The organism is Pantoea sp. SGAir0418 (assembly GCF_043529865.1).
This window is the reverse complement of record NZ_CP027911.1, coordinates 317276-331743: the sequence shown is the minus strand read 5'-3', so window position 1 is coordinate 331743 and position 14468 is coordinate 317276. Positions and strand designations below refer to the sequence as shown.

Sequence of the window (14468 nt, the reverse complement as noted above, 5' to 3'; positions counted from 1 at the left end):
CGGCAGGCCCGCGCATTATACGCAAATCTGTTCAGGAAGCAACCCATGCTGCGTTTTTAACCGCAAAAGCGCGCGCCGGTAAAAAAGCCCGCACGGGGCGGGCTGCAATCAACAGGTGGAACGGCACGGCAAACGCTACTTATCGCCCTCTTCTTTCAGCTGGGCCTGCAGATAGTTTTGCAGACCCAATTTCTGAATCAGGTCGAGCTCAGTTTCCAGCCAGTCGATATGGTGCTCTTCATCCGCCAGAATCTCGATCATCATGTCGCGGCTAACGTAATCATGAACTTTATCGGCGTACGCAATCGCCTCGCGTAAGTCTTTCGCCCCTTCCAGTTCGAGCGTCAGGTCCGATTGCAGCATTTCCGGTACGTCTTCACCAATGCGCAGCCGGCCGAGATCCTGCAGATTTGGAATGCCTTCGAGAAACAAAATGCGTTCGATGTACTTGTCCGCATGTTTCATTTCATCAATGGATTCATGGTATTCGACATCGTTGAGGCGTATCAGGCCCCAGTTTTTGAACATGCGCGCATGTAGAAAGTACTGGTTGATTGCAACCAGTTCATTTCCCAGCAATTTATTGAGGTGAGTAATGATTTTGCCGTCGCCCTTCATTGTGCTTCCTCCGCTTGCAGATAAATAGAGCGTAGATGCGGATAAAAAGAAGTCAAAAAAACGCGACAGTTTTTGGGGTTATTCAGGCGAAGCGGATGCGCAGTTACGCTATCTCTTTGTAAAGCGGTACGTTTTGCATTTCTTCATCCATAATCTCGCGCGCCACGCGAATACACTTGCCGCACTGCTTGCCGATAGGCACCAGCTGGCGCAGTTGCTGAATCGATTTGGGTTGATAACGGCGGACAACTTCACGCAGGGTTCGGTCGCTTACGGCATTACACAGACAGACGTACATTTACAGCCCACTCCAGTACAATTTCTGATCAAAGTGTAAATGAGAATGGTTTTTATTTCAACGTAGCTTTTGTGTGGGATTAGGCGTGCCGGTCAATGCAAAGCAAGAAAAAAGAGCACCGAAGTGCTCTTTTTCATGCTGCGGTGGCAACCGGAGTTACCACCGTTATTAACGCAATTAAGCGAGAACTTCAGCAACAACGCCCGCGCCAACGGTACGGCCGCCTTCGCGGATTGCGAAACGCAGACCCTGGTCCATCGCGATTGGGTGGATCAGCTCAACGGTCATTTTGATGTTGTCGCCTGGCATTACCATCTCAACGCCTTCTGGCAGTTCGATGTTGCCGGTCACATCAGTAGTACGGAAGTAGAACTGTGGACGGTAGCCTTTGAAGAACGGAGTATGACGGCCGCCTTCGTCTTTAGACAGTACGTACACTTCTGATACGAACTTGGTGTGTGGCTTGATGGTGCCTGGCTTAGCCAGAACCTGACCACGCTGGATCTCTTCACGCTTGATACCGCGCAGCAGAACACCACAGTTCTCGCCTGCCTGACCCTGGTCCAGCAGTTTGCGGAACATTTCAACACCGGTACAGGTAGATTTAGCAGTCGCTTTGATACCAACGATTTCTACTTCGTCGCCCACTTTCACGATGCCGCGCTCAACACGACCGGTAACAACGGTACCACGGCCAGAGATTGAGAATACGTCTTCGATTGGCAGCAGGAACGGCAGATCGATAGCACGTACTGGATCTGGAATGTAAGTATCCAGGTGACCAGCCAGCTCAACGACTTTCGCTTCCCACTCAGCGTCGCCTTCCAGCGCTTTCAGCGCAGAACCGCGTACGATTGGGGTATCGTCGCCTGGGAAGTCGTACTGAGACAGCAGATCGCGCACTTCCATCTCAACCAGTTCCAGCAGCTCTTCGTCATCAACCATGTCGCACTTGTTCAGGAACACGATGATGTAAGGAACGCCAACCTGACGGCCCAGCAGGATGTGCTCACGGGTCTGTGGCATTGGGCCATCAGTCGCAGCAACAACCAGGATCGCGCCGTCCATCTGCGCAGCACCGGTGATCATGTTTTTCACATAGTCGGCGTGGCCTGGGCAGTCAACGTGTGCGTAGTGACGGGTCGGGGTTTCATATTCAACGTGAGAGGTGTTGATGGTGATACCACGAGCCTTCTCTTCTGGCGCGTTATCGATCTGATCGAATGCACGAGCCTGGCCGCCGTAGGTTTTAGCCAGAACGGTGGTGATGGCTGCAGTCAGGGTGGTTTTACCGTGGTCAACGTGACCGATGGTGCCCACGTTTACGTGCAGTTTGTTACGTTGAAATTGCTCTTTCGCCATGGCGATAATCCTTACGTTATGCCTTCATCAGTGATGAAGGCATCAGTTCACAATTTTTAAACCGTAGCCTTATTTGCTACGAGCTTCAATAACGGCCTGAGCGACGTTGTTCGGCGCATCATCGTACTTCAGGAACTCCATGGAGTAAGAAGCACGGCCTTTGGTCAGAGAACGCAACTGAGTCGCGTATCCGAACATTTCAGACAGCGGAACTTCAGCGTGAATCTGAACGCCAGTCGCGTTAGATTCCTGACCTTTCAGCATACCACGACGGCGGCTCAGGTCACCGATAACGTCACCGGTGTTCTCTTCTGGGGTTTCTACTTCAACCTTCATGATTGGCTCAAGCAGAACCGGCTGTGCTTTCTTAAAGCCATCTTTGAAGGCGATAGAAGCGGCCAGTTTAAACGCCAGCTCAGAGGAGTCAACGTCATGGTAAGAACCGAAGTGCAGGCGCACGCCCAGATCAACTACCGGGTAACCGGCCAGTGGACCAGACTTCAGCTGCTCCTGGATACCTTTATCAACCGCAGGGATGTATTCACCAGGAATCACACCACCTTTGATATCGTTGACAAATTCGTAGCCTTTCGGATTCGAACCCGGCTCCAGTGGGTACATGTCGATAACAACATGACCGTACTGACCACGACCACCAGACTGCTTGGCGTGTTTACCTTCGATATCGGTAACTTTAGAGCGAATCGCTTCGCGGTAAGCAACCTGAGGTTTACCGACGTTCGCTTCAACGTTGAATTCACGCTTCATGCGGTCAACGATGATGTCGAGGTGCAGCTCACCCATACCAGCGATGATGGTCTGGTTAGACTCTTCGTCAGTCCATACGCGGAATGACGGGTCTTCTTTCGCCAGACGACCCAGAGCCAGACCCATTTTTTCCTGGTCAGCTTTGGTTTTCGGCTCAACGGCGATAGAAATTACCGGCTCAGGGAATTCCATACGCTCCAGAATGATCGGGTTAGAGGGATCACACAGGGTATCACCGGTGATCACGTCTTTCAGACCGATTGCTGCAGCGATGTCGCCTGCGCGAACTTCGCTGATCTCTTCACGTTTGTTGGCGTGCATCTGAACGATACGACCGAAACGCTCACGTGCAGATTTCACGGAGTTCAGTACGGTATCGCCCGAGTTAACCACACCCGAGTAAACGCGGAAGAAGGTCAGGTTACCTACGAACGGGTCGTTGGCAATTTTGAACGCCAGCGCAGAGAACGGCTCGTCGTCAGTTGCGTGACGCTCAGCCGGGGTATCTTTACCGTCGTCCAGGATACCGTTGATCGCCGGAACGTCAGTTGGTGCTGGCAGATATTCAACCACTGCATCCAGCATCGCCTGAACACCTTTGTTCTTAAATGCAGAACCACAGGTCACGAGGATGATCTCGTTGTTCAGTACGCGCTTACGCAGAGCAGATTTGATCTCTTCTTCAGACAGTTCTTCACCGCTAAAGAATTTCTCCATCAGCTCTTCAGAAGCTTCAGCAGCTGCTTCAATCAGCTTGCCACGCCACTCTTCAGCCAGTTCCTGCAACTCAGCACGGATATCTTCGTAAACGAAGGTAGTACCCTGATCGGCGTCGTTCCAGTTGATCTCTTTCATCTTGATCAGGTCAACAACACCGGTGAAGTTCTCTTCTGCGCCGATAGCCAGCTGCAGTGGAACCGGAGTTGCGCCCAGACGTGATTCGATCTGACCAACAACTTTCAGGAAGTTCGCACCCATACGGTCCATTTTGTTAACGAACGCGATACGTGGAACTTTATATTTGTTTGCCTGACGCCATACGGTTTCAGACTGCGGCTGCACGCCACCTACTGCACAGTAAACCATTACTGCGCCGTCGAGCACACGCATAGAACGTTCTACTTCGATGGTGAAGTCAACGTGTCCCGGGGTGTCGATGATGTTGATGCGGTGCGGCTCAAACTGCTTCGCCATACCTGACCAGAACGCAGTGGTCGCTGCAGAGGTGATGGTAATACCACGCTCCTGCTCCTGCGCCATCCAGTCCATGGTTGCAGCGCCATCGTGCACTTCACCGATTTTGTGGTTAACACCGGTGTAGAACAGGATACGCTCGGTGGTAGTGGTTTTACCGGCGTCAATGTGTGCGCTGATACCGATGTTACGGTAGCGCGCAATGGGTGTTGTACGAGCCATTTGATTCCTCTGATTCTCGGACGTTCAATGTAAGTCGACCCCAGCGGGTTGGCTGAATGAGCGCCCGCTGGTTTAACAACAACTACGTGGCGATTACCAGCGGTAGTGTGCGAACGCCTTGTTGGCTTCAGCCATACGGTGAACGTCTTCACGTTTCTTCACTGCAGTACCTTTGTTTTCTGCAGCGTCAGAAAGTTCGTTCGCCAGGCGGAGAGCCATCGATTTATCACCGCGTTTACGAGCAGCTTCTACGATCCAACGCATTGCCAGGGCATTACGACGAACCGGACGGACTTCAACTGGAACCTGGTAGGTTGAACCACCAACGCGACGTGACTTAACTTCGACAGTCGGACGTACGTTTTCGAGTGCAACTTCGAAAGCTTCCAGACCATCTTTACCAGCACGTTGAGCCAGGGTATCAAGTGCGGTATAGACGATTGATTCAGCAGTAGATTTTTTACCATCTACCATCAGGATATTTACAAATTTAGCCAGCAGCTCTGATCCGAACTTAGGATCCGGCAGAATTTTACGCTGACCAATGACGCGACGACGTGGCATGGAAATACTCCGTTGTTAATTCAGGATTGTCCAAAACTCTACGAGTTTATTTTGACATTAAAGTTAAAACGTTTGGCCTTACTTAACGGAGAACCATTAAGCCTTTGGCTTCTTCACGCCGTACTTGGAGCGAGCCTGCTTACGGTCTTTAACACCTGAGCAGTCCAGCGCGCCACGAACGGTGTGGTAACGCACACCTGGCAGGTCTTTTACACGACCGCCACGGATCAGGATCACGGAGTGCTCCTGCAGGTTATGACCTTCACCGCCGATGTAGGAGGTGACTTCAAAACCGTTAGTCAAACGCACACGGCAGACTTTACGCAGTGCGGAGTTTGGTTTTTTCGGGGTAGTGGTGTAAACACGAGTACAAACACCACGTTTTTGCGGGCAAGCTTCCAGCGCCGGCACGTTGCTTTTAGCAACCTGACGAACGCGTGGTTTGCGAACCAGCTGGTTAACTGTTGCCATTAAATAGCTCCTGGATTTAGCTTTTGCTTCGTAAACACGTAATAAATCGCCTCGTATTACTACGAGGAGGCAGAATTTTAGGGCTGTGCCCATAGGGTGTCAAGAAATAACCAGGTTTTACCCTTCACCAGGCCACTTGTTGTGGATGCTTCGTCGTCAGCGTAACGAAACCAGTATAGTTCAGACGCGACACACTGGTCGAAATTTGCGCAGTCAGCCCGCGCGCCATCACGTCTTCTTCTAATACCCACAGCGTGGCGGGCGACGCCAGCAGCTGCTGCAGCTTCTCACTGCCTGCCAGCGCGGCCGTCACACCATCCTGTAACAGCAGCACGTCATCGCCCTCCTGTAACAGCAGCAGCAGGCTATCGAAATCGCATTGCCAGGGAGAGTGCAGCAGGGTGTAGAGCATGGTCAGTTCTCAGAAACGGAGGATACGGTCATAAGTTGCCAGCGTCTGGCGCAGCGCGGCAGGTTCCAGCAGCTGCGCATCCAGCACGCGCGCTGCCGTGAGGCTCTGGCCACGTGCCAGCAGTGACGCCTGACAGATATAGCAGCGATCGATGTCGTATAGCGCCAGCACGCCAAAGGTCGCAATATAGTCACGCGCCAGAATCTGCGCCGGCTGCTGATCGCGGTTGAGCTGCAGCACGCCGTCGCCAATAAAGAACAGGCCGATATCCTCACTCAGCGCGCCGGTCGCCAGCACGGCATCCAGCCCTTCCCGGCCAGCACTGCTGCCGTGCGGAGCCTGCGTAAACAGAAACGCCACGCGGTTCATCAGAACTGCACCAGGCGATCGCAGCTCAGGGCGGCTTCCGCCAGTGCGCCCAGGCCGCTAAGGGTAAATCCGGGCTGCAGATTGCTGCCCGCCAGCTGCAGGCGCGCTGCCTCCTGCGCATCGGTCACGCCGCGCCGCAACGCGGCTGCCACACAGATATTCAGTGCCGCGCCACTGTCGTCGCGCAGCTGCTGCCAGGCGCGCACCATGTCCACTTCATCGCTGGCCGGCGCGCTGAGCTGGTTAGCATTCAGCACGCCTTCGCGGTAAAAGAACACGCTTTCCAGCTGATGTCCCTGCGCCAGCAGCGCACGGGCAAACAGCAGCGCGCTACTGGCGTGCTGTGTGCCGTAAGCCGGCCCGGTCACCAGCAGCGTGTAGCGCATTAGCGATCCTGCCCCTGCAGATCGCCACTCTTAAACTGGCGAATATACAGATACACGGTGTGCTTAGAAATATTGAGGCGATCGGCCACCTGGTTAATGGCGTCCTTAATATCGAAAATGCCCTTCTCGTACAGATTGAGGACGATTTGGCGATTCTTGGCGTTATTCGACACGTTGCGATCGGCGCTCACTTCTTCAATAGTGAACTCCAGCGTCTGGGTGACCAGATCCTCTACCGAGCTGGCAAAGTTGACGTTGGAATCCACCTGCTGCGTTTCCGGCGGCATGAAAGTCGACATAATCTGCGAAAACGGTACGTCCAGGTTCATATTGATGCACAGCAGGCCAATCACCCGCTGCTGCCGGTTACGAATCGCAATGGTTACCGACTTCATCAGTACACCGCTTTTGGCCCGGGTGAAGTAGGCGCGGGATACATTGCTCTCCGCACCGTGCATATCATGCAGCATGCGCAGCGCCAGATCGGTAATCGGGGAACCCACTTTGCGGCCGGTATGTTCGCCGTTGGCGATACGCACGGCGGAGCATTTAAGATCTTCCAGAGAGTGCAGCACGATTTCGCAGTGCGAGCCAATCAGCATCGCCAGACCGTCGACCACCGCTTCGTAGGATTTAAGAATATCGTAGTCTGCTTGTTCGAACGGACGCTGCTCCAGTAAATCGAAGTCAGTCAGTTCGCCGGGATTGAATGGATTAGACATCGAAGACATTACCCTAAATGGCTGGAGCCTGTCTCGACAGCATTGGGGCAGACTCATCTTATGATCATTGTGCAGGCGCTAGTCTGGCAAATGTCGCCGTTTTTAGCCAGAGCTTTACTCATCGCGCCGCAAATTCAGGATGAGCGAAAACAAAACCGCCGCCCGAAGGCGGCGGTGCAAGTCAGCTTACTGCGCTTTCTTGTCAGCAGCGGCCGGAGCCTGCGCTTTCTCATCGGCTTTCGGCGCCGGCTTGATGTCGAGCAGTTCAACATCGAACACCAGCGTTGAGTTGGCCGGAATACCCGGCACGCCGTTTTTGCCGTAAGCCAGGTTCGGTGGGATCACCAGCTTGATCTTACCGCCTTTCTTCACGTGCTTCAGACCTTCGGTCCAGCCCGGGATTACGCCGTCCAGACGGAACGACAGCGGCTCGCCGCGCGTGTAAGAGTTGTCGAACTCGGTGCCGTCAATCAGCGTACCTTTGTAGTTAACCACTACGGTATCGCTGTCTTTCGGGGTCTCACCGCTGCCCTCTTTCTCTACCTGATACAGCAGGCCAGATTCGGTTTTCTTCACGCCCTTCTCTTTGGCGAACTTGTCTGCGTAAGCGGTGCCTTTGTCGGCATTCTCTTTCGCGTCTTTTTCCATCTTCGCCTGAGCGGCCCCTTTCACGCGGCCTTCAAACGCCTGCAGCGTCTGCTCAATCTCTTCGTCAGACAGCTTGCTCTTGCCGCCAAACGCATCCTGAACACCGGCAATCAGCTGGTCTTTGTCCAGTTTGATACCCAGTTTCTCCTGCTCCTTCAGAGAGTTGTCCATGTAGCGACCCAGGGAGGCGCCCAGCGCATAGGCTGACTGCTGGTCTTCGTTTTTGAAGGCAGCATTTTTCGGCGCCTGTGGCGCAGCCTGCGCTGCGTCAGCCGGTGCCGCAGTGGTTTCTGCTGCCATTGCCAGCGGTGCATTCAGCGCGACGGCCATGGTGGTAGCTAACAATGTGACTTTAAACAGTGATTTCATCCTTTCTCCAAAACCGAAGCTTCAAAACCTCGGGAATCATTGCGGACAGTGGCCCACACTATAACTTTACGTGGCAGTGGCGAACACTCCCACAGTGTAATTACCCGGTCAACCTCCGACCTTTTTTGCTTCAGGAAGTTTCATCAGAGATATAGGCGCAACGCGGGAATTCAATGCATACGCCAGACCGAAGGTGAAATATCAGGTGATTCTGACACGAAAGACCGTAGAATCACGCCCGACAAGATCAACGCGCAGCACCGTGACAGGAGGAGTGATGATGCAACAACCAGAATGGGATCAACGCCTTGAGGCGCTGGAGAGCAAGCTGGCTTTCCAGGAACATACCATTGAGCAGCTCAATCAGACGGTGGTTCAGCACGAGCTGGAAATGAGTAAACTGCGTGAGCAGGTGCGTCTGCTGGTGGATAAAGTGAAGGCCGCCGCCCCGTCCATGGTCGCTTCGCAAGCGGAAGAGACCCCGCCGCCGCACTATTAATGTCGCGCGCTTTGCTGCCCAATAAAAAGGCCACCCGCAGGTGGCCTTTTTACGCTTAGTGGTTGCAGCCGCAACCACCGTGGCCGCCGCAGCCGCCATGACCGTGCTCATGATCGTGACCATGGTCGTGGTCATGATCGTGATGATGGCCGTCAGCGCCATGAACGTGGCCGTGAGCGATCTCTTCTTCCGTGGCTTCACGGATAGCAACCACTTCCACATTGAAGTTCAGGTTCTGACCCGCCAGCATGTGGTTACCATCAACCACCACGTGCTCATCTTCCACTTCGGTGATCTCGACCGGCACCGGGCCCTGGTCGGTTTCTGCCAGGAAGCGCATGCCAACCTGCAGCTCGTCAACGCCCATGAACACGTCTTTCGGTACACGCTGCACCAGGTTGTCATCGTACTGGCCGTACGCGTCGTTTGCCGGGATATGCACGTCAAACTTGTCGCCGACCGCGTGATTTTCCAGCGCTTTTTCCAGACCAGAAATCAGGGAACCATGACCGTGCAGATAATCCAACGGCGCACTCACCGGTGACTCGTCAACCAACACACCGTCTTCGGTACGAACCTGATACGCCAGGCTCACCACCAGGTCTTTTGCTACTTTCATGATATCTCCTAACCGTTGAGAACAAAGAATCCCGTCTCATTGGTCTATTCTCGCGTGCAATAACCAACCAGAAAGGTTCAGTACTGAGGATGCCAACAGTGCTGTTGGACCATACTGCTCAGCGTTAATGGCGCCGATTGTAGCGGAATTCAATACCGCTGTAAGGCTAAGCTTAAAAAAAGCTGCGCCATCGCGCTACTCCGGATGAAAAATGCCAATCACTTGCTCAGTGCTGCGAACCTGATCGCGCGCCTGCTTGTCCGCCTCACGCATCTGGTGGCCGCACTTCACGCACTCCACCACATCGACATTGTTTTCACGCCACATCGCCAGCGTGTCTTTCTCCTGACAGTGCGGACAAACCGCACCGGCAATAAAACGTTTACGCATAGTCTTTCCTGCCCGTTATCAGAACGGATACGTTAAGTGTAGCCTTACTCATCATCCCAGCCGTCAAACTGCCGTTTTTCATGCTGCATTTCACGCTGGAAAATGTCCTCCAGCTCGCGTCGCGCCTCACGCACGCGTGAAACCTGCACGCTGTCGTCGTGGCTCGGCACCAGTTCACGCAGCATGCGCATATCCAGCCGGCGGAAGTGCTGCTGCGCGCGCTGCGCCTGATGCGGATGCATGCCCAGCGATATCAGCGCTTTGCGGCCTAACTCCAGCGCGCTGGAGAAGGTTTCACGCGAGAACAGCGTGACGCCCGCCTGCAGCAGCTCATGCGCCTCGACACGACCGCGCGCCCGCGCCAGAATCTCCAGCTGCGGGAAGTGCTGCTGGCACAAGTGCACGATGGTCATCGAATCTTCCGGATCGTTACAGGTGATGACGATCGACTGCGCATTCTCCGCCCCGGCGGCACGCAGCAGCTCGAGCTCGGTGGCATCGCCATAGTAAACCTTGTAGCCATATTTGCGCATCAGGCTGACCGCCGAGATATCGCGCTCCAGCACGGTGATGCGCTTGTTGTTGGCCATCAGCAAACGCCCGACCACCTGACCAAAACGGCCAAAGCCCACCACAATCACCTGGGGCTGATCGTCCTCGACAAACGGCTTTTCACCGTCCTCTTCCGGTTCGTTGAAGCGGCGCGCCAGAATCTTATCCACGCCCTGCATCAGCAGCGGCGTGGTCATCATCGACAGCGTCACCGTGACCAGCAGCAGCGGCAGCTGATCGCCACTGAACAGTTTTGCCGACGACGCCGCCGAAAACAGCACGAAGGCGAATTCACCGCCCTGACTCAGCACGCCGGCAAACTGCAGGCGCTCCGAACTGCGCAGACCATAAATGCGCGCCAGCACGTAGAGCACCAGCGTTTTCACCGCCACCAGCAGCACCACGCCAATCAGAATTTCGAGGATGTGGGTATAAAGCACGCCGAGGTTGAGCGCCATGCCCACCGAAATAAAGAACAGCCCGAGCAGCAGCCCTTTAAACGGTTCAATGGCGACTTCCAGTTCGTGGCGATACTCACTCTCTGCCAGCAGAATACCGGCGATGAACGTCCCCAGCGCCATCGACAGGCCCAGCGCATCCATAAACAGCGCCGAACCGAGCACCAGCAGCAGCGAGGCGGCGGTAAACACTTCCCGCACGCCGGACGCGGCGATGAAACGGAAAATCGGCCGCAGCAAATAGCGTCCGCCCACCAGCATACCGGCGAATGCCAGCACCTTCATGCCCACCTTGAGCCAGTCGACGTGGCCACTGTCGCTGCCGGCCAGCAGCGGCACCAGCGCCAGCGCCGGAATCACCGCCAGGTCCTGAAACAGCAGCACCGAGAAGCCCAGCTGGCCCGATTCGCTGCGGTTCATGCCTTTGTCGCGCATCAGCTGCAGCGCCATGGCGGTCGAGGACATCGCCAGGCCAATACCGCCAATCACCGCGGCCTGCCAGCTGAAGTCGGTCAGCCACAGCAGCACGCCGAGAATCGCTGCCGATACCAGTACCTGAGCGGCACCGACGCCAAAAATAGAGCGCCGCAGCGCCCACAGCTTGGCCGGGTTCAGCTCCAGTCCGATGATGAACATCAGGAACACCACGCCAAGCTCCGAGAAGTGCAGAATCTCGTCCACATCACTGATGAAGCCCAGCCCCCACGGGCCGATGGCGATACCGGCCAGCAGATAGCCCAGCACCGCACCAATGCCGATCCGGGCGGCAATCGGCACCACCAGCACCGCCGCCACCAGATAAATCACGCCAGCGGTGAGTAACGTTTCGCCTTGCATCACACTCCTCCGTTCGGCAGCGGTGACGCCAGCCAGTCGCCATAGGCGCGCGCAAAGTTGCGCAGCACCTCGGGTGTCTGACGACGCGCCCAGTAAATCACCATCGGCGTCAGCCAGTGCATGCGACACATCTGCGCCGTCAGCTCAAACGGTCGCATAATGTCGCTCATCGGGTAGCGATTGAGGCCGCTGTGGTGATACGCCGTCTCCGGCTCACCGGTGGTTACCACGCTGCGCCAGTATTTACCTTCCAGCGCATTACCGTCCTGACCGCTGGCAAAGCCGCGCGACAGTACGCGATCCAGCCACTCTTTCAGCAGTGCCGGACAGCTATAGGTATAAAGTGGATGCTGAAACACCACGATTTGATGGTCGCGCAGCAGTTGCTGCTCGTAATGAATATCAATAAAGAAATCCGGATAGTGGGCGTATAAATCGTGCACCGTGACGTGGTCCAGTTCCATAGCCGACTGCAGCAAAACCCGATTAGCAATCGAATCCTGTGATTCCGGATGGGCGTAAAGCAGCAATATTTTGGGCGGCTGCGACATCGTTCCCCTCCAAAGCGTCGTCACCGCGGCGGAATTCCGCTACCATGCTCGACGCAACAAACATTATCGAATTATGTTGCCGATAAATTAACATATTCTGACGATACGGCGCTTATGATTGTCTTTTCCGCATTACAAATCCGTCGCGGCACTAATGTGCTGCTGGATAACGCAACGGCCACCATTAACCCGGGGCAAAAAGTCGGCCTGGTGGGTAAAAACGGCTGCGGTAAATCCACGCTGCTGTCCCTGCTGAAGGGTGAAATCAGCAGCGATGCCGGCACCGTGACCTTTCCCGGCAACTGGGCGCTGGCATGGGTCAACCAGGAAACCCCGGCGCTGAGTAAAGCCGCGCTGGAATATGTTATCGACGGCGACCGCGAATATCGTCAGCTCGAATCCGAATTAGCGGCGGCCAATGCGCGCGACGATGGCAACGCTATCGCGCTGCTGCACGGTAAGCTGGACGCTATTCAGGCGTGGAGCATACACGCGCGCGCCGCCAGTCTGCTGCACGGATTGGGCTTCAGCCAGGAACAATTAATGCGGCCGGTGAGCGATTTCTCCGGCGGCTGGCGCATGCGTCTCAACCTTGCTCAGGCGCTGGTATGCCGTTCCGACCTGCTGCTGCTCGATGAACCGACCAACCACCTCGATCTCGACGCGGTGATTTGGCTGGAGCGCTGGCTGAAGAGCTATACCGGCACGCTGATCCTGATCTCGCACGACCGCGACTTCCTCGACCCGGTGGTGGACAAAATCATCCATATCGAACAGCAGACGATGTTCGAATACACCGGCAACTACAGCTCGTTCGAGCGTCAGCGCGTAGCCAAACTGGCGCAGCAGCAGGCGCTGTACCAGAGCCAGCAGGAAAAAGTCACGCACCTGCAAAAGTACATCGATCGCTTCCGCGCGCAGGCCACCAAAGCCAAACAGGCGCAGAGCCGCATCAAGATGCTGGAGCGTATGGAGCTGATTGCCCCGGCGCACGTCGATAACCCGTTCAGCTTCAGCTTCCGCGCGCCAGAAAGCCTGCCTAACCCGATCCTGAAAATGGAGCAGGTTTCGGCGGGTTACGGTGAGCGGGTGATTCTGGATGCCATCAAACTCAACCTGGTGCCGGGTTCGCGCATCGGCCTGCTGGGGCGTAACGGCGCCGGTAAATCCACGCTGATCAAACTGCTGGCGGGCGAGCTGGACCCGCTGGCGGGCAAAGTGGGTCTGGCGAAAGGGATCAAGCTGGGTTACTTCGCGCAGCATCAGCTTGAGTATCTGCGCGCCGATGAGTCGCCGCTGCAGCATCTGGCGCGCATCGCCCCGAAAACGCTGGAGCAGCAGCTGCGTGACTACCTGGGCGGCTTTGGTTTCCAGGGCGATAAAGTCAGCGAAGCCACCGAGCGTTTCTCCGGCGGCGAGAAAGCGCGACTGGTGCTGGCGCTGATCGTCTGGCAGCGGCCGAATCTGCTGCTGCTCGACGAACCAACCAACCACCTCGATTTGGATATGCGCCAGGCGCTGACCGAAGCGCTGATCGACTTTGAAGGCGCACTGGTGGTGGTGTCGCACGATCGTCATCTTCTGCGTTCGACCACCGACGATCTTTACCTGGTGCACGACCGCAAAGTGGATGTGTTCGAGGGCGATCTGGATGATTATCAGCAGTGGCTGAGCGACCTGCAGAAGCAGGAAACGCAGCAGGATGCCGCGCCAAAGCAGGACAACGCCAACAGCGCGCAGTCCCGCAAAGATCAAAAGCGCCGCGACGCCGAACTGCGTGCGCAGACGCAGCCGCTGCGCAAAGAGATCGAAAAGCTGGAGAAGCAGATGGCCAAATGGCAGACACAGCTCAGCGAAGCCGAAGCACAGCTGGCCGACAGCGCCATTTACGAGCAAAACCGTAAGGCCGATTTAACCGCCGCCCTGCAGCGCCAGGCGGAGAGCAAATCGGCGCTGGAAGAGGTCGAAATGGCGTGGCTGGAGGCGCAGGAGCAGCTTGAGCAGATGCTCGCGGGGTAAAGGAGCGCGATGATGTCATAGAGGGTGCGCGATGATGCCCTCACCCTGACCCTCTCCCATAGGGAGAGGGAACAAACCTTACTCCCGCGCTGGAACAGCCTCCTCCCACAGGAGAGGGAACAAACCTTAATCCGCCTTAC

Annotated in this window: 17 protein-coding genes; 2 read left to right on the top strand and 15 right to left on the bottom strand. The window is 55.7% G+C overall.

The window, feature by feature from the left end:
* Positions 1 to 135: 135 nt before the first annotated feature.
* From bfr to fkpA, 11 genes are all read right to left on the bottom strand, one after another.
* Positions 136 to 618 carry a bacterioferritin gene (bfr, locus tag C1N84_RS01445; RefSeq protein ID WP_021508213.1) on the bottom strand — a complete coding sequence of 161 codons (483 nt, stop codon included), beginning with the start codon at positions 616 to 618 and terminating at the stop codon, positions 136 to 138.
* Between the two features lie 103 nt (positions 619 to 721).
* Positions 722 to 916, bottom strand: a complete 195-nt coding sequence (bfd, locus tag C1N84_RS01440; protein ID WP_264441912.1) for a bacterioferritin-associated ferredoxin — start codon at positions 914 to 916, stop codon at positions 722 to 724.
* Between the two features lie 177 nt (positions 917 to 1093).
* Positions 1094 to 2278: an elongation factor Tu gene (gene tuf / locus C1N84_RS01435; RefSeq protein WP_058770981.1), complete on the bottom strand. Its 1185-nt coding sequence runs from the start codon at positions 2276 to 2278 to the stop codon at positions 1094 to 1096.
* 69 nt (positions 2279 to 2347) lie between these two features.
* Positions 2348 to 4462, bottom strand: coding sequence for an elongation factor G (fusA, locus tag C1N84_RS01430; RefSeq protein WP_021507461.1), 2115 nt, complete (start codon positions 4460 to 4462; stop codon positions 2348 to 2350).
* 93 nt (positions 4463 to 4555) lie between these two features.
* Entirely contained in the window at positions 4556 to 5026 is a 471-nt protein-coding gene (gene rpsG / locus C1N84_RS01425) for a 30S ribosomal protein S7 (RefSeq protein ID WP_007886246.1), read from the bottom strand.
* Between the two features lie 96 nt (positions 5027 to 5122).
* Entirely contained in the window at positions 5123 to 5497 is a 375-nt protein-coding gene (gene rpsL, locus C1N84_RS01420) for a 30S ribosomal protein S12 (protein WP_010616440.1), read from the bottom strand.
* Between the two features lie 124 nt (positions 5498 to 5621).
* Positions 5622 to 5909, bottom strand: coding sequence for a sulfurtransferase complex subunit TusB (gene tusB, locus C1N84_RS01415; RefSeq protein ID WP_211727105.1), 288 nt, complete (start codon positions 5907 to 5909; stop codon positions 5622 to 5624).
* A gap of 9 nt (positions 5910 to 5918) precedes the next feature.
* Positions 5919 to 6278, bottom strand: coding sequence for a sulfurtransferase complex subunit TusC (tusC, locus tag C1N84_RS01410; protein WP_021507459.1), 360 nt, complete (start codon positions 6276 to 6278; stop codon positions 5919 to 5921).
* Positions 6278 to 6664, bottom strand: coding sequence for a sulfurtransferase complex subunit TusD (gene tusD / locus C1N84_RS01405; RefSeq protein WP_021507458.1), 387 nt, complete (start codon positions 6662 to 6664; stop codon positions 6278 to 6280). The genes tusC and tusD overlap by 1 nt, the downstream gene beginning before the upstream one ends.
* Positions 6664 to 7386: a helix-turn-helix transcriptional regulator gene (locus tag C1N84_RS01400; RefSeq protein ID WP_021507457.1), complete on the bottom strand. Its 723-nt coding sequence runs from the start codon at positions 7384 to 7386 to the stop codon at positions 6664 to 6666. Before C1N84_RS01400 ends, tusD begins: the two co-directional genes overlap by 1 nt.
* Positions 7387 to 7572: 186 nt before the next feature.
* The gene (gene fkpA, locus C1N84_RS01395) at positions 7573 to 8403 is read right to left on the bottom strand and encodes an FKBP-type peptidyl-prolyl cis-trans isomerase (RefSeq protein ID WP_021507456.1); all 831 of its coding nucleotides are present in this window, start codon (positions 8401 to 8403) and stop codon (positions 7573 to 7575) included.
* A gap of 280 nt (positions 8404 to 8683) precedes the next feature.
* On the opposite strand from fkpA, the gene C1N84_RS01390 reads away from it, so the two are divergent.
* Complete coding sequence (locus C1N84_RS01390; protein ID WP_010616434.1) at positions 8684 to 8902, top strand: SlyX family protein; 219 nt, start codon at positions 8684 to 8686, stop codon at positions 8900 to 8902.
* 55 nt (positions 8903 to 8957) lie between these two features.
* Here the strand turns inward: C1N84_RS01390 and slyD are convergent, their stop codons facing one another.
* From slyD to kefG, 4 genes are all read right to left on the bottom strand, one after another.
* Complete coding sequence (slyD, locus tag C1N84_RS01385) at positions 8958 to 9521, bottom strand: peptidylprolyl isomerase (protein ID WP_021507454.1); 564 nt, start codon at positions 9519 to 9521, stop codon at positions 8958 to 8960.
* Positions 9522 to 9716: 195 nt separating this feature from the next.
* Positions 9717 to 9911: a YheV family putative zinc ribbon protein gene (locus tag C1N84_RS01380; RefSeq protein ID WP_021507453.1), complete on the bottom strand. Its 195-nt coding sequence runs from the start codon at positions 9909 to 9911 to the stop codon at positions 9717 to 9719.
* Between the two features lie 44 nt (positions 9912 to 9955).
* The gene (kefB, locus tag C1N84_RS01375; protein WP_394541702.1) at positions 9956 to 11758 is read right to left on the bottom strand and encodes a glutathione-regulated potassium-efflux system protein KefB; all 1803 of its coding nucleotides are present in this window, start codon (positions 11756 to 11758) and stop codon (positions 9956 to 9958) included.
* Positions 11758 to 12309, bottom strand: a complete 552-nt coding sequence (gene kefG / locus C1N84_RS01370) for a glutathione-regulated potassium-efflux system ancillary protein KefG (RefSeq protein ID WP_021507451.1) — start codon at positions 12307 to 12309, stop codon at positions 11758 to 11760. Before kefG ends, kefB begins: the two co-directional genes overlap by 1 nt.
* Positions 12310 to 12423: 114 nt before the next feature.
* Here kefG and C1N84_RS01365 point away from each other — a divergent pair, with 114 nt between their 5' ends.
* Positions 12424 to 14328 carry an ABC transporter ATP-binding protein gene (locus C1N84_RS01365; protein WP_394541701.1) on the top strand — a complete coding sequence of 635 codons (1905 nt, stop codon included), beginning with the start codon at positions 12424 to 12426 and terminating at the stop codon, positions 14326 to 14328.
* The last annotated feature ends 140 nt before the right edge of the window (positions 14329 to 14468 follow it).

Bases quoted from the DNA above. Each gene is read 5' to 3' on its own strand.
- bfr (WP_021508213.1), bottom strand. From the start codon at position 618: ATGAAGGGCGACGGCAAAATCATTACTCACCTCAATAAATTGCTGGGA.
- bfd (WP_264441912.1), bottom strand. From the start codon at position 916: ATGTACGTCTGTCTGTGTAATGCCGTAAGCGACCGAACCCTGCGTGAA.
- tuf (WP_058770981.1), bottom strand. From the start codon at position 2,278: ATGGCGAAAGAGCAATTTCAACGTAACAAACTGCACGTAAACGTGGGC.
- fusA (WP_021507461.1), bottom strand. From the start codon at position 4,462: ATGGCTCGTACAACACCCATTGCGCGCTACCGTAACATCGGTATCAGC.
- rpsG (WP_007886246.1), bottom strand. From the start codon at position 5,026: ATGCCACGTCGTCGCGTCATTGGTCAGCGTAAAATTCTGCCGGATCCT.
- rpsL (WP_010616440.1), bottom strand. From the start codon at position 5,497: ATGGCAACAGTTAACCAGCTGGTTCGCAAACCACGCGTTCGTCAGGTT.
- tusB (WP_211727105.1), bottom strand. From the start codon at position 5,909: ATGCTCTACACCCTGCTGCACTCTCCCTGGCAATGCGATTTCGATAGC.
- tusC (WP_021507459.1), bottom strand. From the start codon at position 6,278: ATGAACCGCGTGGCGTTTCTGTTTACGCAGGCTCCGCACGGCAGCAGT.
- tusD (WP_021507458.1), bottom strand. From the start codon at position 6,664: ATGCGCTACACGCTGCTGGTGACCGGGCCGGCTTACGGCACACAGCAC.
- C1N84_RS01400 (WP_021507457.1), bottom strand. From the start codon at position 7,386: ATGTCTAATCCATTCAATCCCGGCGAACTGACTGACTTCGATTTACTG.
- fkpA (WP_021507456.1), bottom strand. From the start codon at position 8,403: ATGAAATCACTGTTTAAAGTCACATTGTTAGCTACCACCATGGCCGTC.
- C1N84_RS01390 (WP_010616434.1), top strand. From the start codon at position 8,684: ATGCAACAACCAGAATGGGATCAACGCCTTGAGGCGCTGGAGAGCAAG.
- slyD (WP_021507454.1), bottom strand. From the start codon at position 9,521: ATGAAAGTAGCAAAAGACCTGGTGGTGAGCCTGGCGTATCAGGTTCGT.
- C1N84_RS01380 (WP_021507453.1), bottom strand. From the start codon at position 9,911: ATGCGTAAACGTTTTATTGCCGGTGCGGTTTGTCCGCACTGTCAGGAG.
- kefB (WP_394541702.1), bottom strand. From the start codon at position 11,758: ATGCAAGGCGAAACGTTACTCACCGCTGGCGTGATTTATCTGGTGGCG.
- kefG (WP_021507451.1), bottom strand. From the start codon at position 12,309: ATGTCGCAGCCGCCCAAAATATTGCTGCTTTACGCCCATCCGGAATCA.
- C1N84_RS01365 (WP_394541701.1), top strand. From the start codon at position 12,424: ATGATTGTCTTTTCCGCATTACAAATCCGTCGCGGCACTAATGTGCTG.